The 23,713-nt window shown below is 39.7% G+C and carries 24 protein-coding genes; 7 read left to right on the plus strand and 17 right to left on the minus strand.

Annotated features, from left to right (window positions below):
• Window positions 1-628: 628 nt before the first annotated feature.
• Window positions 629-1,900: an IS110 family RNA-guided transposase gene (locus AC1TPB_RS09790; RefSeq protein ID WP_482076294.1), complete on the plus strand. Its 1,272-nt coding sequence runs from the start codon at window positions 629-631 to the stop codon at window positions 1,898-1,900.
• A 388-nt stretch (window positions 1,901-2,288) separates the two neighbouring features.
• Here the strand turns inward: AC1TPB_RS09790 and AC1TPB_RS09795 are convergent, their stop codons facing one another.
• Both AC1TPB_RS09795 and thyA read right to left on the minus strand, forming a co-directional pair.
• The gene (locus AC1TPB_RS09795) at window positions 2,289-2,759 is read right to left on the minus strand and encodes a hypothetical protein (RefSeq protein WP_482076295.1); all 471 of its coding nucleotides are present in this window, start codon (window positions 2,757-2,759) and stop codon (window positions 2,289-2,291) included.
• 166 nt (window positions 2,760-2,925) lie between these two features.
• Window positions 2,926-3,759: a thymidylate synthase gene (thyA, locus tag AC1TPB_RS09800; RefSeq protein WP_482076296.1), complete on the minus strand. Its 834-nt coding sequence runs from the start codon at window positions 3,757-3,759 to the stop codon at window positions 2,926-2,928.
• 482 nt (window positions 3,760-4,241) lie between these two features.
• Here thyA and AC1TPB_RS09805 point away from each other — a divergent pair, with 482 nt between their 5' ends.
• The 3 genes from AC1TPB_RS09805 to AC1TPB_RS09815 are packed head-to-tail and all read left to right on the plus strand — an operon-like array spanning window position 4,242 to window position 4,991.
• Entirely contained in the window at window positions 4,242-4,433 is a 192-nt protein-coding gene (locus AC1TPB_RS09805; RefSeq protein WP_482076297.1) for a hypothetical protein, read from the plus strand.
• Entirely contained in the window at window positions 4,430-4,792 is a 363-nt protein-coding gene (locus AC1TPB_RS09810; protein WP_482076298.1) for a hypothetical protein, read from the plus strand. The genes AC1TPB_RS09805 and AC1TPB_RS09810 overlap by 4 nt, the downstream gene beginning before the upstream one ends.
• 13 nt (window positions 4,793-4,805) lie before the next feature.
• On the plus strand, window positions 4,806-4,991 hold the full coding sequence (locus AC1TPB_RS09815; RefSeq protein ID WP_482076299.1) for a hypothetical protein: 186 nt from the start codon (window positions 4,806-4,808) through the stop codon (window positions 4,989-4,991).
• Here the strand turns inward: AC1TPB_RS09815 and AC1TPB_RS09820 are convergent.
• The 6 genes from AC1TPB_RS09820 to AC1TPB_RS09845 form a co-directional block, all read right to left on the minus strand.
• Window positions 4,988-5,998, minus strand: coding sequence for a sulfate ABC transporter substrate-binding protein (locus AC1TPB_RS09820; RefSeq protein ID WP_482076300.1), 1,011 nt, complete (start codon window positions 5,996-5,998; stop codon window positions 4,988-4,990). The two genes, AC1TPB_RS09815 and AC1TPB_RS09820, sit on opposite strands and share 4 nt — an antisense overlap.
• Window positions 5,999-6,101: 103 nt before the next feature.
• Window positions 6,102-7,166 (minus strand): sulfate/molybdate ABC transporter ATP-binding protein, encoded by a 1,065-nt coding sequence (locus AC1TPB_RS09825; protein ID WP_482076370.1) that lies wholly within the window; start codon window positions 7,164-7,166, stop codon window positions 6,102-6,104.
• 3 nt (window positions 7,167-7,169) lie between these two features.
• Window positions 7,170-7,967, minus strand: a complete 798-nt coding sequence (locus tag AC1TPB_RS09830; protein WP_482076301.1) for a sulfate ABC transporter permease subunit — start codon at window positions 7,965-7,967, stop codon at window positions 7,170-7,172.
• Window positions 7,964-8,770, minus strand: coding sequence for a sulfate ABC transporter permease subunit CysT (gene cysT / locus AC1TPB_RS09835; RefSeq protein WP_482076302.1), 807 nt, complete (start codon window positions 8,768-8,770; stop codon window positions 7,964-7,966). The genes AC1TPB_RS09830 and cysT overlap by 4 nt, the downstream gene beginning before the upstream one ends.
• A 192-nt stretch (window positions 8,771-8,962) precedes the next feature.
• Window positions 8,963-9,595: a YigZ family protein gene (locus tag AC1TPB_RS09840; RefSeq protein ID WP_482076303.1), complete on the minus strand. Its 633-nt coding sequence runs from the start codon at window positions 9,593-9,595 to the stop codon at window positions 8,963-8,965.
• A 19-nt stretch (window positions 9,596-9,614) separates the two neighbouring features.
• Window positions 9,615-10,964: a glucose-6-phosphate isomerase gene (locus AC1TPB_RS09845; RefSeq protein WP_482076304.1), complete on the minus strand. Its 1,350-nt coding sequence runs from the start codon at window positions 10,962-10,964 to the stop codon at window positions 9,615-9,617.
• Between the two features lie 131 nt (window positions 10,965-11,095).
• Between AC1TPB_RS09845 and AC1TPB_RS09850 the strand changes: the two genes are divergently transcribed.
• The gene (locus AC1TPB_RS09850; RefSeq protein WP_482076305.1) at window positions 11,096-11,341 is read left to right on the plus strand and encodes a hypothetical protein; all 246 of its coding nucleotides are present in this window, start codon (window positions 11,096-11,098) and stop codon (window positions 11,339-11,341) included.
• Here the strand turns inward: AC1TPB_RS09850 and AC1TPB_RS09855 are convergent.
• From AC1TPB_RS09855 to AC1TPB_RS09875, 5 genes are all read right to left on the minus strand, one after another.
• Window positions 11,327-11,848: a DUF420 domain-containing protein gene (locus AC1TPB_RS09855; protein WP_482076306.1), complete on the minus strand. Its 522-nt coding sequence runs from the start codon at window positions 11,846-11,848 to the stop codon at window positions 11,327-11,329. The genes AC1TPB_RS09850 and AC1TPB_RS09855 overlap by 15 nt on opposite strands.
• A 218-nt stretch (window positions 11,849-12,066) precedes the next feature.
• A complete protein-coding gene (gene ppnP / locus AC1TPB_RS09860) occupies window positions 12,067-12,378 on the minus strand; it encodes a pyrimidine/purine nucleoside phosphorylase (RefSeq protein ID WP_482076307.1) in 312 nt (103 codons plus the stop codon).
• A gap of 252 nt (window positions 12,379-12,630) precedes the next feature.
• The gene (gene tkt, locus AC1TPB_RS09865; RefSeq protein WP_482076308.1) at window positions 12,631-14,649 is read right to left on the minus strand and encodes a transketolase; all 2,019 of its coding nucleotides are present in this window, start codon (window positions 14,647-14,649) and stop codon (window positions 12,631-12,633) included.
• Between the two features lie 144 nt (window positions 14,650-14,793).
• Entirely contained in the window at window positions 14,794-15,681 is an 888-nt protein-coding gene (gene purU / locus AC1TPB_RS09870) for a formyltetrahydrofolate deformylase (protein WP_482076309.1), read from the minus strand.
• Between the two features lie 71 nt (window positions 15,682-15,752).
• A complete protein-coding gene (locus tag AC1TPB_RS09875; protein ID WP_482076310.1) occupies window positions 15,753-16,874 on the minus strand; it encodes a deoxyribonuclease IV in 1,122 nt (373 codons plus the stop codon).
• A 237-nt stretch (window positions 16,875-17,111) separates the two neighbouring features.
• Here AC1TPB_RS09875 and AC1TPB_RS09880 point away from each other — a divergent pair, with 237 nt between their 5' ends.
• The gene (locus AC1TPB_RS09880; RefSeq protein WP_482076311.1) at window positions 17,112-17,540 is read left to right on the plus strand and encodes a DUF2621 domain-containing protein; all 429 of its coding nucleotides are present in this window, start codon (window positions 17,112-17,114) and stop codon (window positions 17,538-17,540) included.
• A 58-nt stretch (window positions 17,541-17,598) separates the two neighbouring features.
• Window positions 17,599-18,126, plus strand: a complete 528-nt coding sequence (locus tag AC1TPB_RS09885) for a hypothetical protein (RefSeq protein WP_482076312.1) — start codon at window positions 17,599-17,601, stop codon at window positions 18,124-18,126.
• 365 nt (window positions 18,127-18,491) lie between these two features.
• On the opposite strand, the gene AC1TPB_RS09890 is transcribed toward AC1TPB_RS09885, so the two are convergent.
• The 4 genes from AC1TPB_RS09890 to AC1TPB_RS09905 all read right to left on the minus strand — a co-directional run bounded on the left by AC1TPB_RS09890 (window position 18,492) and on the right by AC1TPB_RS09905 (window position 23,696).
• The gene (locus AC1TPB_RS09890; RefSeq protein ID WP_482076313.1) at window positions 18,492-19,949 is read right to left on the minus strand and encodes a DUF6382 domain-containing protein; all 1,458 of its coding nucleotides are present in this window, start codon (window positions 19,947-19,949) and stop codon (window positions 18,492-18,494) included.
• A 114-nt stretch (window positions 19,950-20,063) separates the two neighbouring features.
• Window positions 20,064-20,570, minus strand: coding sequence for an A24 family peptidase (locus tag AC1TPB_RS09895; protein ID WP_482076314.1), 507 nt, complete (start codon window positions 20,568-20,570; stop codon window positions 20,064-20,066).
• Window positions 20,571-20,587: 17 nt separating this feature from the next.
• Window positions 20,588-21,574 (minus strand): hypothetical protein, encoded by a 987-nt coding sequence (locus AC1TPB_RS09900; RefSeq protein ID WP_482076315.1) that lies wholly within the window; start codon window positions 21,572-21,574, stop codon window positions 20,588-20,590.
• On the minus strand, window positions 21,540-23,696 hold the full coding sequence (locus AC1TPB_RS09905) for a hypothetical protein (protein WP_482076316.1): 2,157 nt from the start codon (window positions 23,694-23,696) through the stop codon (window positions 21,540-21,542). Before AC1TPB_RS09905 ends, AC1TPB_RS09900 begins: the two co-directional genes overlap by 35 nt.
• Window positions 23,697-23,713: the final 17 nt, after the last annotated feature.

Below are 23,713 nucleotides of genomic sequence, written 5' to 3' on the forward strand. Positions count from 1 at the left end.
AGTATTTTCTCAATTTAGAATGATTCTAAAATAATGGTATGCTATTTTGCCTAAGAAAGCAACTATAAATAGAACAAAGCTAGCAATTATTTCGAAAGTATTTGCTAGCTTCGTTCTATTCGTTAATTTTTTGATAATAAAAGCTCTGTTAAGTCTTGATAGACCTCTACTGAATCAAACTGTATCCTCATAGCTCCTAGTGGCATAAATCCCCTGTTTTTACCGTATATACTCATGAGATGCGTTTGATAATCAATAAGCGCTAAGGCATGTGTCGCGGTAGTTATAAACGCGACTCGATTATCAGTTAATGAAATCCGCCGAGTCGTGAACGATGTGAGCGTGATTTCCATTGCAAACTTATCGGCGTTCACGGACGGGATCTCGAAATGATGCGATATGTGACAGGTAGCGAGTCCTTCACCTAAAAGGTTGTCAATTTCGTATCGATTAAAATCCAGTTTTATTTTACCATGTCGTACTGGCTACTTTTCGATTGAGCTATCGTTCTCCGTTAGGATTCCTGTAGAGCGTTAAATTTACACTTTGCAATAAAACGAGCGACTCCGTTACGATAGGGTAGTCACGGGTCATTGCCCTTTAGCTATCTTAAGGAGGTCGCTCTATCTTGAATTTTAAAGCCCAAACCAAACAAAATCAACTACTTGAACGCATTTCTATCCAGCACCTTGTCGTCGGAATCGACATCGCTCAGCAATCTCATGTTGCTCGTGCTGTCAATTTCCGTGGCATCTCACTCGGTACTCCGCTTCACTTCTCTAACGACGAAGCTGGCTTTGGCCAATTGCTGCGGTGGATGAAAGATATCCAAAAAGCCAATCATCTAAACGACACCATCATCGGTATGGAACCAACTGGCCACTACTGGCTCAGCCTCGCTGCCTGGCTCAAGGACCGAAACTACGAGACAGTGCTAGTAAACCCCCATCTCGTCAAAAAGAATAAGGAAAACCGAGACAATACTCCCTCTAAAAGTGACATCAAGGATGCCTTGGTTATCGCCGACATGGTGAAAAACGGCTACTACACTGTCATTAAAGAAACTAGTAAAGTGTTCATAGAACTACGAGTGCTTATGGCCAACCGGGAGACAATCGTCCATCGACTTGTCAGCGTTAAGAATCAGATTCATCGCTGGGTCGATATTGTATTTCCGGAGCTAAGGCAGGTATACAAGCACCTCATTGGATCTGGCTCACTCGCTACATTGCGTCTCTTTCCAACGCCTGCTGATCTTAATAAACTCACTGTTCAACAGGTAATCGAAGGCTGGAAAACAGTCATGAAACGGCATAGCGGTGAACGCAGAGCTAGTGAGTTACTAGCATTGGCAGCTCGCTCGGTCGGTGCAAAGCATGCCCAAAAAGCCTATAAACTTCATATACAACAGCTTCTGGCAGAATATGATCTGGCTATGGAGCAGCTACAGGTCATTGAGGAAGAAGTAGCGACTGTCCTAGCCCATATTCCACTAGCTAAGCCTCTTCTCGCAATGAAGGGGATGAGTACCTTGTCTGTTGCCGGCATTCTAGGTGAAGCTGGCGATCTCAGCGGCTATGCACATGGCAATGCGTTGTTGCGTCATGCCGGTCTCAATCTAGCTGAAGCAAGCTCAGGCAAGTGGAAAGGTCAGATGTCCATTAGCAAACGTGGCCGACCAAGGCTTCGGCATGCCCTGTTCATGGCAACTATGGCTCTCATTATGAACGATGAAACATTTAAACGACAACACGAAGTAAATGTAAAGACAAAAAGTATGAAGCCCATGCGTTCAGTGATGAAGCTTTGCGGTAAACTGGCCCGCATTCTGGTTGCCCTAGCTCGTAGTGGTGAAGCTTACGAACCGGATCGAGCTCTTCCTATAAAGCAGGTGTCTTAATCGCTACACAATCAGCACAAAAATTGGCTTATTCGCAGGATTTTAAGATTGCACGGAGTACCGGATTGCATTGAACAAAAGGGCATAGACCCGTACCGTTAGGATTACCGGCCTCCACCCTCTAGATAGGCGTAACGAAGGAATGAAAGGGCATAGACCCGTCGAGAAATGGGAGTGAAAGCCTCCGGAGGTGCGTGGAGCAGCGTGCAGTAGATCAACAAAAAAGGAGCGAAAACTCGCCCCTTCTGTTCCCGCATGCCCATCGGTTACCAATTTTGACGGCACCCGTTCCATTTAATCCGAGTTATGATTTATCTTCAGGTGAAATCCTGCGAATAAGCGAGCATTCGTGAGAAAACTACATCGTACCGAGGGAGCTCAATAATCTTTAGTTTGATATTGGAGATTTGAGGTGTTTTGATTGTATGTAATAAACACACTCCAACTCTGATTCATAATAACCAATATTGAATTGAGTTTTATCTATAAGGTCAGAAAAAGCATTCGGAAGCTTACAATCCCATTTGAGAAAATCAAAGTTCGTTGGAAAATCGTCCGAATTAGGGTTAGGTGTGTGAATGTAGATTGCATCAGCTCCCGCATCTTCATCATGAATACATACCCATGTTTGATACGGCTTATTTAGTTGCTCAAGTTGTTTTAAAATTCTTGTATATAGTGTGATATGAGCTTTAATGTGCGCTCTTCTTACTTGCAAGCTGTCATTTCCTAAACCAAAGAAATCGAGATGTCTATGCCAATAATCATACCAAGAATCTTCGTCGACATGTGCCTGATAATTTTCAACAGATAACCATAGTTTTCTGAAGTATTTTTTTTTACCGCGAAACTTTTTCAAAGTTGCACCCCCATTTACTGAATTAATCGCTACTTTTAATGTAATTCACCATGTATTGAAATATCCTGCCCGTTCGCTTAATAAAATGAGCAGGATACCTAAGCACCTACTCATCAATGTGTATTATTCAACTATCGTTCCTCGTTAGTTAAACCTCATTGAAGAATTAGATGGCAATCTCCATTTTTATTGATGGATGATATTGATAATTTATTAACTCGAAATCATTAATAGTAAAATCATCGATATTTTTTATTTCTGGATTGATCCAAAGTTCAGGTGCAGGATATGCATCTCGTTGAATCTGTTGTTTCAATGGGTCAATGTGTCTCTCATAAATATGAGCATCATTAATATTTAGCGTAAGTGTTCCTAATTGGTATCCGGTAACTTGAGCTATCATTCGCTGTAAAACGTAATATTGAAATACATTAAATGGGTTTCCTAAACCAATGTCATTTGACCTTCCATTGACAACTAAATGAAGAACTCCTTGCTTTATAAGCCATTGGTTATTCCAAACACAAGGATAAAGCTCCATTTGGTCAAGATCATCAATATTCCAAAGTGATATTACATGCCTTCTTGAAGTAGGATTATTCATTAGTTGATCAATTAAATTATGCACTTGGTTAGTGATTTTACCGTTGATCATGATCGGCTTACCCAACTGATAGCCATATGCTTTACCTATATTATTATTGGTATTTGTCCACTCTCTCCATATTTTTACGTTGTTTTCGTTCAGATAGGAGCAATCACTTGTTCTTTTCACATAAAACCATAGTAGTTCGTGTATTGCTGATTTCCATGGTACTCTTTTTGTTGTAAGTATAGGGACCTCATAATTATCATATTTTAACTGCTTTGAAATCAAACTTTTTGTGTAGGCTGGAGTCCCATCCGACCAAATCGTTCTAACGTCATGGTCTTTGTCCCAATCTCCAAATTCAAGAATTTCATTTACCAATTGATTATACATCCCATCAGCCTTACCCATCTACTACACCTCCCAATCATAAGCATTGCTTTATAAGATTCGAGGGGTTAATAAATTTCCCTTTTTTCATTTAAAGACTAACTATCCAAGTTCAACATAACTAGTAGATTGCCATCATGCAAACCTGCTCGTTAGCCATATATGTAGCACAAACTAAGCTACGAAGCCATTCATCGTTATCACGAGCGATAAAAAAAAACCAGCAACGTGTACGGTACGAGTACACCAGCGGGCAAATGCTCGAAACTTTCAATCAAGGTTAAAAAGCGGGTTTTCGCAAACCGAGCAGGTGAAGCGTCACTTGAGAAAGGCAGACGCGCAAATGTATGTACTTGGTACATGCGATCCTACAATGTTTCTGCAAGAAACATACATCGGAAGCTTATGCTAAACTTTCCAAGTTCACTTCAGCTTCGATGTCGAATATGCTACGTCAGTCAATCTTCGTTATCAAAGCCCACTTTTTAACCTACCTAATTAATATGAAGGTTAAAAAGCGGACTTTCAGAACCGAGCAGGTGAAGCGTTACTTGAGAAAGGCGGAAGCGCAAGTGTACATGATTACGTACACGCGAACCGTACTTTCCAAGTTCGCTTCAGATGCGATGTCGAATATGCTACGTCAGTCAATCTTCGTTATCAAAGCCCGCTTTTTAACCTACCTATTCCAATGAAGGTTCAAAAAGCGGGATTTCAGAATCGAGAAGGTGAAGCGTTACTTGAGAAAGGCGGAAGCGCAAGTGTACATGATTACGTACACGCGAACCGTACTTTCCAAGTTCGCTTCAGATGCGACGTCGAATATGCTACGAAGCCAATCATCGTTATCAAAGCCCGCTTTTTAACCTACCTCATTAAAATGAAGGTTAAAAAGCGGACTTTCAGAACCGAGCAGGTGAAGTGTTACTTGAGAAAGGCGGAAGCGCAAGTGTACATGATTACGTACACGCGAACCGTACTTTTCAAGTTCGTTTCAAATGCGACGTCGAGTACGCTACGAAGCCAATCTTCGTTATCAAAGCCCGCTTTTTAACCTACCTATTCCAATGAAGGTTCAAAAAGCGGGATTTCAGAATCGAGAAGATGAAGTGTTACTTGAGAAAGGCGGAAGCGCAAATGTACGTACTTGGTACATGCGAACCGTACTTTCCAAGTTCACTTCATCTTCGATGTCGAATAAGCTACGTCAGTCAAACTTCGTTATCAAATTCCGCTTTTTAACCCACCTCTAAAGGTCGGCAAGCACTTGGTACCATATACCACGCTTAGAGTACAACACCTCACGCACATGATCCCAGCCACCCAAATAATCAATATCAAATAGATCAGTAGGTTGCTCAAATTGATCTTCACTAGCAGCGGCGACTTGCTCATTCACCGCTCTGAAGCCATGCTTTACAAAAATCGTCTGTGCTTCTGCCGACAAAATATAATTGTAAAAGGCTTCCACTACTTCACGATTTTGATGCTCGTTAACATGTTTGTCTACGATTGCTATCGGATTCTCAATTAATAATGTATGCTCTGGAATAATAATTTCGTATGGAATCCCTTTACTTATCCGCGCACGCAACTCATTCTCATAGGTAACGATAACATCTCCGACACCGTACTCAAAGGCTGCCATAGAAGCGCGTCCGCTCTTATCTAGAGACTCGACGTTTGCATGTACTTGCTTCAAAAAGTTTTTGGCATATTGCTCATCCGCATATCCTAACTCCTGCTCAGATCGCTTCAAGCCCGCTCCAAAGACCGCATTAATATCCCATTGTGCGCCACCTGATGTTTTCGGGTTCGGATACATTACACGGACATCCGATCTAGTTAGATCGTTCCAGTCTTGAATATGAAGCGGATTACCTGCTCTTGCGCCTAACACAACAATTGAACGAGATACCATCCCTTTGCTATCATTATTGCGCCAATCATGCGTAATAAGTCCTGCTGCCTCAATCGTATCGATATCGCCTTCCATCGCAAGGATCGCAATATCTGCATCGAAGCCACCGATAATAGCTCTCGCTTGCGTGCCAGATGCCTCGTACGATTGTTGGTAGATTACCTTTTGACCCGTTTCAGCTAACCATTGCTGTTGAAATAACGGTAACAGCTCCTCTAGCGCATCTTTCGCTACAGAATAAGCTCCAATAACTAAAGTAACCTCGTCAGCTTTACCTTGCTCGGTGTTCACTCCACCTGCAACAGGCGTATTACTGCAACCATTTAATAATATTGTCATGATTATCATTCCAATGAATAAGAAGCTATATGACTTTATATTAGAGCGTTGAACACTGTTTTTCACGACCAAACCACGCCTTCTCTGCCGATATTGACCTTACTTAGATATAGACTGGAAGCGGATCAACCTTCAATGGATTTTCCATGATCCAGCTCATCTCATCGTTAAACAAATATGCACGATGCACAAGAACTTTAACACGATCACCTGGCTGCAAAACTTCCTTTTCCAATGAACGATAAGTAATTAGCTTTTGATCGCCTACTTCAAGCTCTACCATCCATTCATTACCGCGGAAATGAAGATGTCTCACCAATGCATCTATTGTTGCTGAAGCAAGTATAATTTCCCCTGGTCTGCCTACTTCAATATATTCTGGACGAATAAGTGCCTTAATTCCCTCATCTACAGCTACATCTTCAAAGCCACGGATAAATTGAATATTTTCAATAACCGAAGATTCTCCGATAAAGCTAGCGACGAATGGCGTTTGTGGATTTTTGTATATGTCCCACGGTGTGCCTTTCTGTTCTAACTGACCTTTGGAGATGATCATAATCTCATCTGCAACCTCAATCGCTTCTTCTTGGTCATGAGTGACGAATATAGAAGTTATACCTAGCTCAGAGATCATATCTTTCAGCCACGTACGCAATTCAGTCCGAATCTTCGCATCGATCGCAGCAAACGGTTCATCTAGCAATAGCAATTGCGGCTCAGGAGCTAATGCTCTTGCAAAAGCAACTCGTTGACGCTGACCGCCAGATAATTGATGAGGATAACGATGCTCAAATCCTTTTAAGCCCGTTAGCTCTACCAAATATTGAACTCTTTCCTTTATATAAGCTTTCTCTTTCTTCTTCACCTTTAGCCCAAAAGCAATATTATCAAATACCGTCATATGTTTGAATAGTGCGTAATTTTGAAATACAAAGCCAATCCCACGCTCTTGAGGGGGGAGGTCATTCACTCGTTTGCCATGGAAGTAAATATCTCCAGTAGATGGCGACTCAAGACCAGCTAGCATGCGAAGGATCGATGTTTTCCCACCACCACTTGGTCCTAGAAAGCCGATTAGCTTCCCCTTTTCAATCTCAAAGCTAACATTGTTAACCGCTTGAAAATCGCCAAATGATTTATTCAAATCTTTCACTTGTATATGCATCATCTAATGCACTCCCTTTCTTTTCTTCGTCCACTCCATTAATAACAAAAGCATAATTGAGAATGCAGCAAGTACAAGTGCAATCGCATTAGCAGCCACTACATTGAAATTTTCAACATCCTGATACACTAATGTCGTTGCAGTCTGTGTCTTGTTAATAATATTGCCTGATACAACGAGAACTGCTCCAAATTCACCAAGTGATCTAGCTACCGTAAGCACCACTCCATAAATAACGCCAAACCGAATATTAGGCCAAGTCACTTTCCAAAATGTGTACCATGAGTACGCTCCAAGCGTTGATGCCGCTTGTTCTTGCTGATCGCCGATTTCTTGTAGCACTGGCATTACTTCACGAATCATAATCGGAAATGTTACGAATAATGTTGCCAAAATCATACCAGGTAACGCATATACAATTTGCACACCAATATTATTGAAAAATGTACCCATAATTGTATTCGGACCTAATAGTAGAACAATCATTAGACCGCCAATAACGGGTGATACCGCAAAGGGCAAATCGACAATACTATTACTTAACCGTTTCATTGCCTTGGAAAGCCATGTTGCTCTTACTAAATATAAGGAGAACATCACGCCGAAAAAAGTATTAATAGCCGTTACAGTAATAACGATAATCGCGGTCATCTTAAGGGCATGTAATGATTGCGGCCTTGCTATCGCTGCAATAAATCCATCGAACCCTTGCGCCCATGCGCCAGTAAAAATCTTATACAAAGGAACAACTAATAGTAATGTTATAACGACATAAGTTAAGCTAATCCATAATCTTCTCATAGTGTATTCCCTCCGCGACTCAGCTTGCTAATAAACCATAGTATGATGAAGGAAATCGTCAGAAGTAAGACGGATACTGCTGCTGCACCTTGTGGATTGTTACTTTCAATCTCGCCAAAAATGTACACTGATGCTACTAATGTTTTGCCTGGAATATTTCCAGCGATTAATACTACAGCCCCAAATTCCGCTATCCCCCTAGAAAAGGCAAGCATCCCGCCACTTAAAATGCCTGGTAACATTGTTGGCATAATAATTTGAAAAAACGTTCTGAATTTCGATGAGCCTAATGTATATGCCGCTTCCTCTTCTGACTTATCTAGTTCTTCTAATAGTGGTTGCAAGCCTCTGATGACGAATGGGAAGGTTACAAATACCATTGCGACGATGATCGCAGGTTCATGAAAGACAAGACTTAGTCCGAACCATTCAAACATGACACTACTTGGACCCAAAAGTAGCAATATAATAAAACCAGCAACTGCAGTAGGTAGTGCAAATGGTAGATCAATTAAGCTATTAATAATACTTTTACCAGGAAACTCATAGCGTACGAGCACCCAACCGATCATCGTGCCAATGAGTATATTAATAATCGTTGCTATTCCAGCTAGTTTTAATGTTAGAAATACAGCCTTCCATGCGAGTGGATCGGAAATATTATCCCAGAAGCTTATTAGACCAGATGAGAACGATTGTGTGTAAATACTTATGATAGGAATAATAATTAAACCAATAAAATAAATGATAACGATACTACGAAAACTGTAGCTCCATGTACGGCTACGAAAAAGTGAATTCAATGTGCACAGCCCCCATTAACCATATAGATAATAATTCCCAGTTGAATACTAGGTATTAATAATGTAGCACCGCCACATTATGGAAGTCAATGTATTTTTTACGAATAACAGAAAAAAGCTCATGATGTGTAGGAAAATACACATCATGAGCTTTCTTATGGAACCATATTTCAAAATTTACAGAGTTGTACATTATTCACCATCGATGAAATAGTGATCTTCACCTGTAGTAATGATAGCTTTTCCTTGCGTGAAATCAATCGCCCACGCAATGAATGCATCTGCTTGATCACTTTCAGGAAGTGTACATACTGTCACTTTATCGGTGAAATCAACTTGACCAATACGAGTACTACGACTATGAAGTTCATTTTCAAGCTTACCATACCAAGTATAGTCTACTTCAATAAATACTTCACGATGAAGCACATACTCAATCTCTTGGGCAGCCTCAATACCAGCTACAGCACCGTCTGTATAGGCTCTCACCAAACCGCCTGCACCTAACATAATACCGCCGAAGTAACGCGTAACGACGACAGCTACATTTTTGAGCCCCTTATTCTTGATGACCTCTAATATCGGCTTACCAGCAGTGCCGCTTGGTTCTCCGTCATCTGACGCCTTCTGGAACTGATCTCTTTCACCAACCATATACGCCGAGCAATTATGAGTAGCTGTGCGATGTAATCTCTTTATCTCCTCAATAAAAGCAACTGCCTCTTCTTCCGAAGAGACAGGTTGCGCATAGCCGATGAAACGTGAGCGTTTGATGACAACCTCTTGGTTCGCAGCTTCGCGAACCGTGCGATATCTTTGTAGCATCTCAAACACTCCCATTATCTTATAGGCGGGCTTCTAGCTCAGCTTTTTCTTTTTCGAAGCCAGGCTTACCCAGTAGCGCGAACATATTTGTTTTGTATGCTTCAACACCTGGTTGGTCGAATGGATTAACACCTAGTAGGTATCCACTGATCGCACAAGCTTTTTCGAAGAAGTACACCATATAACCGAATGTGTAAGGTGTCATATCTTTAATGTTAACAATTAGGTTAGGAACTTGTCCGTCAGTATGTGCAAGCAATGTTCCTTGAGCCGCTTTTTTATTAACGAAGTCCATAGTTTTACCTGCAAGGAAGTTCAAACCATCAAGGTCATTTTCATCATGTTCAATTGTAATATGTTCTGCAACTTCGCCAACTTGAATAACCGTTTCAAAAATATTACGGCTACCTTCTTGGACAAATTGACCCATAGAATGTAGATCCGTTGTGAAGTCAACAGATGCTGGATAAATACCTTTGAAATCTTTACCTTCAGACTCTCCGAATAGTTGTTTCCACCATTCTGACACGAAGTGAAGATTAGGCTCGTAGTTAACAAGAATTTCAATTGCTTTACCTTTACGGTATAGAGAGTTACGAACAGCTGCATATTGATATGCTTCGTTATCTGCTAGTTCTGGCTTACTATACTCAGTGACAGCAGCAGCAGCACCTTGCATCATTGCATCGATATCAATTCCAGCAACTGCGATTGGCAATAGACCTACAGCAGTTAGCACAGAATAACGACCACCGATATCATCAGCAATAACGAAAGATTCATATCCTTCTGCAGTAGCTAGTGATTTCAAAGCACCTTTTTCTTTATCTGTTGTTGCATAAATACGTTTACGGGCTTCTTCTTTACCATATTTTTTCTCAAGCTCAGCACGGAAAATACGGAATGCGATAGCTGGCTCAGTAGTTGTTCCTGATTTGGAAATAACGTTAATAGACCAATCGCGACCTTCAATCAATTGTAGTAAGTGAGTCACGTATGTAGAGCTCACATTGTTACCTGCAAATAATACTTGAGGTGTTTTGCGTTGCTCTTTGGATTGAATATTATAGAAAGAGTTAGATAGCATTTCAATTGCTGCACGAGCTCCTAGATAAGAGCCACCGATTCCAATAACGATCAATACTTCAGAATCATTTTGAATTTTTGTAGCAGCTTGCTTAATGCGGGCAAACTCTTCTTTATCGTATTCATTGGGTAGGTCAATCCATCCTAGATAGTCAGAACCTGCACCAGTAGCATTGTGCAACTGGTCATGTGCAAGACGTACCTGAGCTGTCAAATAATCTACCTCATGCTGACCTACAAATGATAATGCTTTGCTATAATCAAACTTTAATGTATTTCCCATGATTTCAATAACCTCCTGATTTGTACGAAGCTAAGCTTCTTCTCTAAAAATTATAAGACATTTGTTTAAGAATATCTAATTTGCATCATAAACACAAGTCCATTAGCTATAATAATGAACTACTTATTCCAATGAAAGTTCAAAAAGCAGGCTTTCAGAATCGAGAAGATGGAGCGCTAATTGAGAAAGGCGGAAGCGCAAGTGTACATGATTACGTACACGCGGCCCTACAATGTTTCTGCAAGAAACATACATCGGAAGCTTATGCTATACTTTCCAAGTTCGCTTCATATTCGACGTCGAGTAATCCACGTAAGCATAATCATCGTTATCAAAGTCTGCTTTTTGAACTACTTATATTCTTAATAATAAGGTGAAATCATAAGATACACAATTACACCTGTCAAACTAACATATAGCCAGATAGGCATTGTCCATTTTGCAATTTTGCGATGCTTCTCAATTTTATTCGTTAGTCCAAATACTACCGAGAACAACGCTAACGGCACGACAGCAATCGCTAATAAAATATGAGTAATTAAGATGAAGAAGTAGATCGGTCGTAATATCCCTTCGCCACCATAAGATGTTGACTCCGTCAAATAGTGATATGACACATACGAGACTAAAAATAACGTCGTCGAAACGAATGCTACCCCGATAAATGTTCTATGCATCTTAATATTTTTCTTCTTAATTGCAGTCATTGCAACAATTAATGCTAGAAATGTAAAGCTGTTAAAAATCGCATTTAACATAGGTAAAATCGTTACATCAAATCCAAGCTCACCATCATAAGCTGGTAAGAAAAATAGTACGGCAACAAGTGCTACAATCACAACTGTCAAAGACAATACGAGCGGTGTGTAATTTTTATCCTTCATCCGATTGAAACCTCCAAATCTTATTCTTATCTATACTTTAGCTTATAATGAGCTCCTCATACCACCTCATTCTTGACCGTTTTGTCACAATAATACGATATTAAGTGAAACACGATCTAAATAGCAGTGATCGGTACATATAAAGAAGAGACTAATCCCAAAGTCATTTCTTTCTCAGACTTCGGGACAGCCCCTTGTTTCAATTTCAGTTAAATCTATTACAAATATGAACAGCAGTAATCTGTTACTTCAGTAACTTGCAGCTTGAATTTCTCGTTAGCTCCAACTTTGAATTCACCTTCGCCTTGAATGTGAATCCATTCCGCTTGACCTGGAAGCTGAACTTTCAAATCACCAGCCAAAATTTCCATAATCTCAATAGTATCTGTTCCAAATTCGTATTCACCTGGAAGCATAATACCTAATGTTTTTTTGGTCCCGTCTGGAAATACTATCGCGCGACTTGTAACTTTACCTTCAAAATAAACATTTGCTTTTTTCACTACTGAGACATTGTCGAATTGCGACATTGGAAACTTCCCCTTTGCTGTATAGATCTATTTGAGTGACTGTTTTGATTTTGAACTTCCTCTTCCAATAAAAGTTCAAAAAATGGGCTTTCGAAAGCCGAGAAGATGGAGTGCTACTTGAGAAAGGCGGACGCGCAAGTGTACGTGTTTGGTACACGCGAACCGTACTTTCCAAGTTCGTTTCAGATGCGACGCCGATTATGCTACATTAGCCTAATCTTCGTTATCAAAGTCTGTTTTTTGAACTACCTTCTAAAGTAATGCTTTAACTTTGCTTACTACATTTTCCACTGTAAACCCATACTCTTTAATAACGCGGTCGCCAGGAGCAGAAGCACCGAATGTATCGATAGCAAGGATATCACCTTGATCGCCTACATATTTATGCCAGCCCATTGGATGCGCCATCTCAACTGCAAGACGAGCTTTAACCTCTGGAAGAATAACAGAATCTTTGTATTCTTTAGATTGTTTTTCGAATAGATCCCAGCTCGGCATAGAGATAACACGAACTTGAATACCTTCCTCAGCTAATGCTTTTTGCGCTGCAACTGCAAGTTGTACTTCAGAACCTGTTGCAATAATTTGCGCAACTGGAGTTCCGTTAGCTGCATCAGATACAACATAAGCACCTTTTTTCACGTTTTCACGAACGCCTTCAACAGTACCAGGAAGAATCGGTAAGTTTTGACGAGTAAGAACTAGAGCTACTGGCGCAGATGTGTTCTCAACAGCATAAGCCCATGCAGCAGATGTTTCGTTTGCATCAGCTGGACGAAGTACCGTTAGACCAGGGATAATACGAATGGAAGCAAGTTGCTCGATTGGTTCATGTGTAGGACCATCTTCACCAACTGCGATAGAATCATGCGTAAGTACAAATGTAACCGGTAGTTTCATTAGAGCTGATAGACGTACTGCAGGACGTAGGTAATCAGTGAATACGAAGAATGTACCACCGTATACTTTAAGACCAGAATGAAGTGCAATACCATTCATTGCTGCAGCCATTCCGAATTCACGAACACCGAAATAGATGTTGCGACCAGAGTAATCAGATGCTCCATATTGAGCTTCGTCATTAATATGAGTCATAGTAGAGCTTTCAAGGTCAGCAGAACCACCAACTAGGTTAGGTACATTTTTCGCAAGACCATTAATTGCTTTACCCGATGCAATACGAGTTGACACTGCAGCATCTTCAACTTTGTATGCCGGAAGATCAGCATCCCAACCTTCTGGAAGTGCGCCAGAAATAGCTGTTTCAAATTGTTGAGCCAATTCAGGATTTGCTGCTTTGTAAGCGGCAAACATTTCATTCCAAGCTGCGTTAGCTTTTTCACCAGCAGCTTTTACTTCTGCAAAGTGAGTAGTAACTTCTGTTGGAATATAGAACGCTTCTTCAACTTCCCAGCCATAATATTCTTTAGTAAGTTTTGCTTCGTCAGCACCAAGTGGAGAACCATGAGTACCGCCACTTCCGCCTTTTCCTGCTTTGTTAGGAGAACCGTAGCCAATGACTGTTTTCACTTCGATTAGCGTTGGCTTAGCAGTATCCGCTTGAGCAGCAGCAATAGCTTGCTCAATAGCAGCTAGATCGTTACCATCTTCAACGCGAAGTACTTGCCAGCCATAGCCTTCAAATCGGCTTTGGACTGTTTCTGAATAAGAAAGACCAAGTACTCCATCAAGTGTAATGTCATTTGAATCGTAAAGTACAACTAATTTACCAAGTTGCAAGTGACCTGCAAGAGAAGCTGCTTCATGGGAGATACCTTCCATCAAGTCGCCATCGCCACAGATTCCAAATGTGAAATGATCTACCACTTTGAAGTTTTCTTTGTTGTAAGTCGCACCAAGCTGAGCTTCAGCCATAGCCATACCAACAGCCATTGCGATACCTTGTCCAAGTGGACCTGTCGTTGCATCAACACCAGCAGTATGTCCGAACTCAGGATGACCTGGAGTTAGCGATCCCCATTGACGGAATTGTTTCAGTTCTTCCAAAGGAAGATCATAACCAGAAAGATGTAACAAGCTATATAAAAGCATTGAACCATGACCTGCTGAAAGTACGAAACGATCACGGTTAATCCATGTTGGATTGGATGGATTGTGGTTCATTGTTTTTGCAAACAATTGATACCCCATCGGTGCTGCGCCCATTGGCATACCTGGATGTCCAGATTTTGCTTTTTCGATTGCATCGATTGCTAGTGTACGAACAGTATCAATGGACAACTGCTCGATAGATTTTTGTGAAATAGTCATTTCAGTATCCTCCTAAAAACTTTTTTGTAGCCTCCGCGATTAACTTTTCGTCTGACAAAAAGTTAGTTCGAAAGCATTAGCTTAATTTGTTGGTTTTTCGTGGGACAATATCGTTAATTTCTTTGCATATTGTAACATTCTACACTAATTAAATACAACCGTCTTGTTCTGATGAACGAGTACACGATCTTCCAAATGCCATTTGATTGCTCGCGCTAGTACTACCTTCTCAATCGTGCGTCCGATCCGTTTCAAATGGTCTACCGTATCACGATGTGTGACACGTTGAACATCTTGTTCAATGATTGGACCGCCATCAAGTTCTTCGGTTACATAGTGTGCTGTCGCACCAATAATTTTCACGCCACGCTTGTACGCCTGAGCATATGGACTACCGCCAATAAATGCGGGCAAGAAGGAATGATGGATGTTAATAATACGATTTGGAAATTCTTCGATGAATTTAGCTGGAATAATTTGCATATAACGGGCAAGCACAATTAGATCAGCCTTCCCCGAAACTAATTCAATATGTTTGCGTTCAACTTCAGCCTTTGTATCAGGTGTAACTGGAACATGATAGTATGGAATGCCAAACGATTCCACTTGTTCTTTCATATCAAGATGATTACTAACGACCATAGAAATATCAGCATCCAGATCACCAGATTTCCATTGCCATAAAATTTCCATCAGACAATGATCTTCCTTAGACACGAAAATTGCCAGACGCTTTTTACGACTAGCACGGAACGTACTCCACTTCATCTCAAAACGATCTGCCACACGATTAAAATCTTCTACTATAATGGGTAGCTCTTGTTCAAGATTGTTGAGATCAAACTCAAAGCGAATAAAGAACATGCCACCCTCAGGGTTCATTGTAAATTGATCCGATTGTACGATGTTTGCACCATGCTCATGTAGAAACTGCGATACCGTTGCTACGATTCCGGGGCGGTCTGGACAAGCGATGAGCATTCTTGCGCGATTCTCAAAGTTGCGATTAGTGGTGTTCAATACTTGTGACATGATTACCTTCCTTTTCAACTTGTATTATAGGGTAGTTCAAAAAACAGACTTATATTTAAACTTCCAAAAATTTAATTTAAACTTTGACCTGATAACACTGCTGTTAGACGCTGATTCACTTCTGCTTCGGAAAGCTCGGCAGACAAGATGTTGCCTTCCATAACTAAATCGTACAGACGCTCCTGTGGTTCGCGTGGATCAGCTTTTTTCGCTTTTGCATCGGATTTCAATAACTCCCAGGTTTGCTCAACCAACTGCTGTGGGTTAATATCCTGCTTTGTGAAAAATTGAGTTAGCTTCTCAACATCTTCAATAAACGACGCTCCAAAACGCTCCTTCACGTTACCACGCAGCAATGCAATTTCCACCTCATACATCGGAGCTGTTTTTTTCGCATCTTTTCCAATCCAAGGTGTCTCAAGAATAAATGGTCTACCAGCCAATGCTTCATGATGGACAATATTATGAATCGTCTGGAAGCCGACATAGCCTGAGCCTAATGTAGCATGTCGATCCTTATGTGCTCCGATATTATTTTTACTATCATTAATATGAACAACGGCAATACGATTAAGCCCGACAATGTTGTCAAACTGCTGCAATACACCATCTAGGTCATTCACTATATCATAGCCTGCATCGTGAATATGGCAAGTATCAAGACATACTGTTAACCGATTGTTCATTTCTACTTTTTCAATAATCGCTGCGAGTTCTTCAAAGGTACGTCCAATTTCCGTTCCTTTGCCTGCCATCGTCTCAAGCGCAATATTGACATTCGTTTCGGCAGTTCCCGCTAACACTTGATTCAATCCCTCCGCAATACGGTTAATGCCAAATGCAGCATCTTTATCCGTGTATGCACCTGGATGCAATACGATATTTTGCACTCCGATATGATGAGTACGGCGTATTTCTTCTTGTAGGAAATTTACACCTAATTCAAATGTATCTTCTTTGTAAGAGCCCAAATTAACGATATAGGGGGCATGTACAACAATTTCGCTAATACCGGTCTGCTCCATCAATGCTCTGCCTTCTTCAATGTATAAAGATTCAATCGGCTTGCGTCGCGTATTTTGCGGTGCACCCGTGTATATCATAAATGTGCTTGAATCATATGAATTTGCTTCTTTTGTTGCAGTTAATAATCCCTTATCTGAGAATGAAACATGGGAACCTATTTTCAACATAATTTTTTTCTCTCCTTCTCGAGATTAATCACAGTTTATTGTAGTTCAATTATAGCCGATTTCGCAAGGGAAAAACCGTAAAGCTCCTTACTTCTAGCCTATATTTCAACATTATCATTAAAATAGTAAGAAATGTCGCTATAATACGCTCGAAAACCTTTCCATTATAGGCTATAATTTATAGAAGGCTCAAATGATTCACTTGAGCTTGCAACTTAATTTGAGGTGAACTTACAAATGTATGATTGGTTTATGTACTTCATTGTTTTTTGGGCAGTAGTAATGGTTGCCGCTATGTCGGTAGGCGGCTTTTTTATGTTCCGTAAATTTCTTAAAATCATGCCTAAAGGTGACGGAAAATCTAAACTTGATTGGCAAAACTATTGGGTTGACCGAAGTCGCCCAATGTGGACAGACGATTCAAAGCTGTTTCTCGCTGAGCTTGTTTCACCAGTTCCTACGCCGTTCCGTGATATAGCATCTCATTCTATTGCAGCAAGTATCGGACAAGTAGCGATAGAAAGCGGAGCTGAGACAGTGACACGTGGACATTGCATTGAAGGTTATATAATAGCAACTCCCAAGCGAGATTATAATAGCTTGATGGCTTTCCTGAAGAAGAAAAATATCGATTATTCGCCGTATCAGCATTTGTTCAATAAATAATAAGTGCAACTTATTAACGGGTAATTGCGTATTATCTTATAGGAGGTGGCTTCAGACTATGAAATGGAAAAACAAAGCAAAGAGAACAGCCACAACTACAAGTGCTATTCTATTAGCGATTATGCTTACTGCTTGTAGTGATCAAAATAACAACATCGTTCCTCCAAATAACACACAAGAGGAACAAACAGATGTAGGCTCCATCCCATCTACGACTCTACCTGACGAAACAGGTGAATTAGATCCTGGTTCTATATCTGGCGATAATAATTCTAATGAAGATAATGATACAGATAAGCCAAATGATAGTAATGACTCTAGTTCAAATGATGGACAGACTGCTACAGATGACTTTACCGAAAGTGATGTCATTAGTGCCAAAGGTATTTATATTGGTGCTGCAGATAACCACACTATCGAAATTGAGGTAGATAGTACTTATATCTCTCTTCAAGTCGAAGAGGACCTACAATACATTATTAATGATTACCCAAGTGATAAACCTGTTTCCTTCAAATACGTTAAAAGAGCATATAAAGGTTTTGACGATACACAAAATTGGTTAACAAGCATTACATTAGAATAGTCGCTAATTAGTAAACGGAGCAGTAACAATCATCACGATGATTGTTACTGCTCCGTTTCATTCTCATGTATAATGTAAGTATCTACATAACATAGTTTTTGAGGAGGTAAACTTTATGTTCGCATTAATTACTTTTTTAGGTTTTTTCGTAATTCCAATAGTTTCGTTCATTTTTATGTTTATTATTTTAGTTAAATATAACAAAGCTAACAGAATAATTGCCTCATTATGTTTTTCTGTCATTGTATGGGTTTTGATTACTTCAATTCTTTTATATCAAGGCCTTATTTCATCATAATTAGATAGTTTTATCTTTATCAAAATAGTCTACTCTATCTCTACTCGACATTAGTTAAGCTGCTCATCTACATCGCCAATTGATACTTAGGACCTTCATTATTAACTAACTGAATAATATCCCCCTCATACAATGGGTATGTCTTATAGGCGATCATCAATTGCCCATTCAAATAACTACCATTGCGAGAGCCTACATCTTTAATATGAATCGATCCATTATCGACCTCTACTTCAAGATGGACACGTGAAACGCCTGATGCAGCATCTTGATAATGAACACCTTCCTCAGCACGCCCTATTAGAAATCGATGATCATTAACAATAATTCGTTGCTCATCATCATAAAGCTTTCTAACTAATGAAGGTGTTCCGCTATTGCCTTTTGCCCCAAGAGATGTCGTTAACTGCTGTACATCGAGCATAACTGTTGCCTGTGGCGCTGCCACGCGTGCTTGTCCATTATTATGTAACGGCTTAAAATCTGCATTAGTCTTCACCGGATGTTCCGCCAATGAAGTTTGGGATGATTGATTAGATGGATTCGTATCTGAAGGGAGCGATTGATCATAATGATTCGCTTGATCATTGCGTTTTCGAAAGCTTAGCACTTTCCAATGTTGTTTCATTACAATAATAATTCCAGTCAACAATATGAGAGTAACTCCAGAGCTAAGCAGCAAATTAGTTATTGTAGTCTCTTCGATGTAAAGCATTTTCCACGATAACCCGATAACAGCAGCTATTAGCAAAATCGCTATATAATGCTTCATCCCGATCGTTCTTTTCTCTTCTTCATCTATTCCCCAATCATCATATTCCTGATCATTATCTGCTCTTGAAAATCCAATTGGAGCTTGTTCAGGTGACGATTCCAGCTCATTCTGAACATAATATACAACAGAGGCAGGCTTTGATTGTTCGCGATCTACTGGTTGTAACTCTTCCTGTGAAGGAGACGATTGCTGATGAATAAGATCTAATAATAGCTGACGAAGTGGATTAATCGGTAAGTATTCACTTCCAATTAATTGTAGTATCTTTTGATAGTCTTCATAATGCAAACTATCTACAAGTTGCGACCATCTAACCGCTAATAATAACAATTGATGTTCTTCCTTATAGAATAGTTCCTGAACAGGTATATATACTAATCTGATATTATTAGTCATCGGGTCAATATAAATAAGCTTCTCCTCTAAAAGACAACATTGCGGTCTTAGCATATAGTCATAACAAGTAGCTAGTGCATCAAGTAATGATAGCAATAAGCTATAGTAATCGATCATCTTAATACTTCGTGGTTGGTAATAATGAGTGAGTAGCTTATAATGTTGTATTCGATATACGAATACAATATCATTATCAATTTCATTCCAATCAAATGGCAGTAGCGTACGTACTGTATTGGCACTTAGCATATTCATCTCTAACGAATTCATGTCACGTGAAGTGAATGGAACTGTTCGTTCTATCGTCATCTGATGACCATTACTCATCGTATAATCGATTTTCAATTGCTTCATCTTAAACCTCCTAAAACTTTTTGTTAACTTCCACGTACAACTTTTCCACAAACAAAAAGTAGCTTCGAAAGCATAAGCCAAACTTTTTATTCATATAAAGTAGCTTCAAATGCATTATCTCAGCATATAGACTACTAGCATTGCTGGAGTAACTGCGAGCATAAATGGAAACTGATGAACCTTGTTAATTCCTAAAGCGATTAATGTCGGAGTGCTATCGGCCTCAATAACATAATTGCTATATTGATATCGATATCTATGCTTCAACTTAAGTATGGTCCGATAACCGATAAATAAAATAGATATAACACCGCCAAATAAAAAGGATAACATCATTAACTCAATAATTGGTCGTATGCCAATAAGAGCCGCCATTGATGCAAATAGCTTTACATCTCCAGCACCTATACCTTTAAACAGATAGATTAACCACATTGGAATAAATCCAACTAGTACTGCCACTGTTGCCCACCATAATCCCATCCATCCTTCCTGAACTAAACAATAACTGTAACCACAAAGAAGCGAACCTAGGCAGATCCAGTTCGGTATTTTAAATGATGTCACATCAAAATACAATGCGATGATAACGATTAATAGCGCCAGCCAGTAGTTCACCATCTTGCTCCCTCCTTCACCTATTTACTCTTTGCAACATTAAATATCTGTTCAATTTGATAGGATCGCTCAGGCAGTGAAAGATTCATATTCCACGAGCCAACCGTTGTATTACCCGATACATGCCATGTCCACTCCGCTTCACCTTTATCATTTGAAATAACCTCACCAAGGTGCTTAGCTACACTACTCCCACTTTTGTAAACAATACCTAAGTCAATCTTAGTGTTAGGTAGCGTAATTATTTTAAGCGTTGCCTTATGTCCCGGCTTTACTGGATTAGGCGTAAGTGATACGACATAGATGTAAGCATCTTCTACTTCATTGATCTCATAATAAGATGGCCGTACATCTGGTATCCATACGCGTTGCACAGCTTGCTCCCTAATTATAATTGCTTGATTGAATAACGGAATTTTGATCGGCAACTCGTACTCTAGCGCTAATGTCACATTGAGATCTGTATAATTAATAAGATCAGGTAATTGGAGGTAGGCCAGTTCTACTTTATCCTTTTGCAGTACAGGTGAAGACACTTGACTTTGAATCATCGTATCCAATATGTCTTTTCCTAGTATTGTTCCTGCGAGATTAGCTGCTGGCCACCAATTTCCTTTCAAGCCTTCTTGAACTAATGAATCAATTGGCGCAGGCAACACTTCACTAATGTCATACACCGTTTTCTTCCAGCCCTCGTCTGCATTATCATATTGAATCGTTGTATGTGAACCTGTCCGATCCTTTAGTTCATTGACCATTAGCGCAATTGGATGCATATGTGCAGATAGTTGTTGTACCGAGGAAGCAGCGGTTGCTTGTAATGCCATCTGAGCTGATATCGTCATAAGTAGCAGATAGAATACGAACAGAAAAAGTATGAAAATAGGCATCACTAGGGCAGCTTCCACAGTAATGGAGCCCGCTTCATTTTTTGTGTGAGCAGAGAGTTTATGTATTCGTTGTTGACTTATTTTAATAAGATACAGCGACAATATCTGTTTTTTCATAGATATTCCCCCGTATTCTATTACTCATTGGCAGGATTGCTCCGATCATTTCAGATATTCCCGGCAAAGACCATAGATTCATCGTCGTAGTCACTTGACCAGTAATCGCAGTCGGTACTGATAATAAAGTAATAGAAAGCTTCTGCTCTATGACAGCAATCATTCTTGATAATCGTTTATCTCTTCCTCCTACGTGCATAATTAGAAACAACCGTAAATATTGAGGGTAATCAATTTGGATAGGTACATATTGGGATAATTCCGTCGATCCTTTATTCAACAGTTGTTGCATATCAACCATTGCCGCACGAATCCCATGAACAACAGCAGCAGAAAACACAAGTAATGGATTACCTAATGCTCGATTAGCAATAAGCCCTTCTATCGTTCTAATTGCAAAGCGAAATGCAAATATCTCACCATATGCTAGCAGTACATTCTCAAGCGGCTCATGTATACCGTAAATAATATACTCGACCTCCTGCTGACTATAATCGAGTAAGTCTGCGTCAATACTTTTTGTTTCACTTGTAGCATCTCCTAGTGGGAAGTGCGTGTAGCGATTCATAATATATTCATTCAAATAGACATGATCTCTCGCATTGACCGCCATGTCTCCTATTGATTGTAGCAATGATTTTAATTGCGACGTTGCAGCCTGTGCTTGTTTTCTTCCACTATCCTCATTGTCTTCACTATCGTTGTCTCGCTCTTCTTCCTGCTCCTGATTAATTCGATAGTTGAAGGAATAGCGATCTTCTAACTGCTTGTATTGCTCTTTATATTGCTCAAGCTTTTCCTTGTTTTTGAATAAATCCGTTATACTTGCCAGTCCTGATAATTGTTCTTCATATTCCTTTTCATTCTGTTTAAGCTGATCCTTTACCCACTTTGTCGAAGTAACCTGCTGCTGCCAAAATGACAATATTGTCGCTGGCGAATAGTAGGCCGTTTCATATTGCTGTCTTTGAGATGAACTTTCCGTCATAAGTTGCTTCAAATAGGTTTGTTTTCCTGAAGCACCTGAGGAGACATTCGGAGAATTTATCGCGGATGAAAGTTCACTAATAAGCAAATTATTGTGATTAATATAGTCGCTAAGTAGTTGTTGTTGTGTCTGGATTGCTTTTTTGTAATCTTGAAAAAATTGTTCCGGACGTACTAATCCTTCATCGTCAAATGTTAGTGAGCTTAGTTGCTGCCCTAAATCATTACTATCTGTTGAAGGAGTACCTTGTTGCTCTGAGTTCATATATAGCTCATACTGTATTTTGATTGTATTATTAAGTGATCCTGCTGTTGCTATATTAGCAATAATTTCTGTAGCCATTTGATCGTTTGTCGTTTGCAATTCAATCGAATACATTTGCAAATATTTCGACATCTGATTATATGAATTCAAGTATGAACTAATTTGCTTATTATATTTTGCACTATCACTTTCAAGTTCTTCTCTTGCTTCTTCGGTCAATGTTTCATCTGCTAGCTGATTGGCAATATCCGCCGTATACTTAACCCAACTACGATAACTGCTATACCCATTCACTACACTACTCAATTTCGTAGTTGCATACATATAATAGCTACTATTTGATAATTGTTTTCCTAATAGTTCTTGTAATCCCAATGCTGTTTCTAGTTTTTTTTCTCTTGCAAGAAACATATCTTCAAGACGATTCATCGTATCCATCATGCTTTCAGCCTGGGCCACAGAATCAGATAATGTGAGCCATTTATCCATAAATTCCAATGTAAATTCAATCGGTGCTTTATATTTCATCTCTTCTAACACTTGTCTTCTAAATACATCATATTCTCCAAGATAATGATCTGTCGTCACACTTAGCTCACCTACCTTTAGCGGAGCAAGATCAAACGTCTGTTTTAATGAAAACAGACTCATCGAGGTTTCATGATTAGCTCGGACTATTTCTTGGAATAAATCGTTATTATCTGTACCCCCTCTACCAAATAAACCATATTGCTCATAAATCTTTTCATCGTATGCAGAAAGTACAGATTGAATCGACAGCATAGCTGCCGATTCTGTCGTCCGATGAAACAGTAAAATACGTGCATAATCTAATAACACCATGAAAAATAGTATTAATACGGTCATCATTAGCGTACAAAAAATGG

This window comes from Paenibacillus sp. Y951 (genome assembly GCF_056786395.1).

What these genes read in the sequence shown, in the direction of transcription:
- thyA (WP_482076296.1), bottom strand. Translation starts at nt 3,759, where the DNA reads ATGGGTAAGGCTGATGGGATGTATAATCAATTGGTAAATGAAATTCTT.
- AC1TPB_RS09805 (WP_482076297.1), top strand. Translation starts at nt 4,242, where the DNA reads ATGAAGGTTAAAAAGCGGACTTTCAGAACCGAGCAGGTGAAGCGTTAC.
- AC1TPB_RS09810 (WP_482076298.1), top strand. Translation starts at nt 4,430, where the DNA reads ATGAAGGTTCAAAAAGCGGGATTTCAGAATCGAGAAGGTGAAGCGTTA.
- AC1TPB_RS09815 (WP_482076299.1), top strand. Translation starts at nt 4,806, where the DNA reads ATGAAGGTTCAAAAAGCGGGATTTCAGAATCGAGAAGATGAAGTGTTA.
- AC1TPB_RS09820 (WP_482076300.1), bottom strand. Translation starts at nt 5,998, where the DNA reads ATGACAATATTATTAAATGGTTGCAGTAATACGCCTGTTGCAGGTGGA.
- AC1TPB_RS09825 (WP_482076370.1), bottom strand. Translation starts at nt 7,166, where the DNA reads ATGCATATACAAGTGAAAGATTTGAATAAATCATTTGGCGATTTTCAA.
- AC1TPB_RS09830 (WP_482076301.1), bottom strand. Translation starts at nt 7,967, where the DNA reads ATGAGAAGATTATGGATTAGCTTAACTTATGTCGTTATAACATTACTA.
- AC1TPB_RS09840 (WP_482076303.1), bottom strand. Translation starts at nt 9,595, where the DNA reads ATGCTACAAAGATATCGCACGGTTCGCGAAGCTGCGAACCAAGAGGTT.
- AC1TPB_RS09845 (WP_482076304.1), bottom strand. Translation starts at nt 10,964, where the DNA reads ATGGGAAATACATTAAAGTTTGATTATAGCAAAGCATTATCATTTGTA.
- AC1TPB_RS09850 (WP_482076305.1), top strand. Translation starts at nt 11,096, where the DNA reads ATGAAAGTTCAAAAAGCAGGCTTTCAGAATCGAGAAGATGGAGCGCTA.
- AC1TPB_RS09855 (WP_482076306.1), bottom strand. Translation starts at nt 11,848, where the DNA reads ATGAAGGATAAAAATTACACACCGCTCGTATTGTCTTTGACAGTTGTG.
- ppnP (WP_482076307.1), bottom strand. Translation starts at nt 12,378, where the DNA reads ATGTCGCAATTCGACAATGTCTCAGTAGTGAAAAAAGCAAATGTTTAT.
- tkt (WP_482076308.1), bottom strand. Translation starts at nt 14,649, where the DNA reads ATGACTATTTCACAAAAATCTATCGAGCAGTTGTCCATTGATACTGTT.
- purU (WP_482076309.1), bottom strand. Translation starts at nt 15,681, where the DNA reads ATGTCACAAGTATTGAACACCACTAATCGCAACTTTGAGAATCGCGCA.
- AC1TPB_RS09875 (WP_482076310.1), bottom strand. Translation starts at nt 16,874, where the DNA reads ATGTTGAAAATAGGTTCCCATGTTTCATTCTCAGATAAGGGATTATTA.
- AC1TPB_RS09880 (WP_482076311.1), top strand. Translation starts at nt 17,112, where the DNA reads ATGTATGATTGGTTTATGTACTTCATTGTTTTTTGGGCAGTAGTAATG.
- AC1TPB_RS09885 (WP_482076312.1), top strand. Translation starts at nt 17,599, where the DNA reads ATGAAATGGAAAAACAAAGCAAAGAGAACAGCCACAACTACAAGTGCT.
- AC1TPB_RS09890 (WP_482076313.1), bottom strand. Translation starts at nt 19,949, where the DNA reads ATGAAGCAATTGAAAATCGATTATACGATGAGTAATGGTCATCAGATG.
- AC1TPB_RS09895 (WP_482076314.1), bottom strand. Translation starts at nt 20,570, where the DNA reads ATGGTGAACTACTGGCTGGCGCTATTAATCGTTATCATCGCATTGTAT.
- AC1TPB_RS09900 (WP_482076315.1), bottom strand. Translation starts at nt 21,574, where the DNA reads ATGAAAAAACAGATATTGTCGCTGTATCTTATTAAAATAAGTCAACAA.
- AC1TPB_RS09905 (WP_482076316.1), bottom strand. Translation starts at nt 23,696, where the DNA reads ATGATGACCGTATTAATACTATTTTTCATGGTGTTATTAGATTATGCA.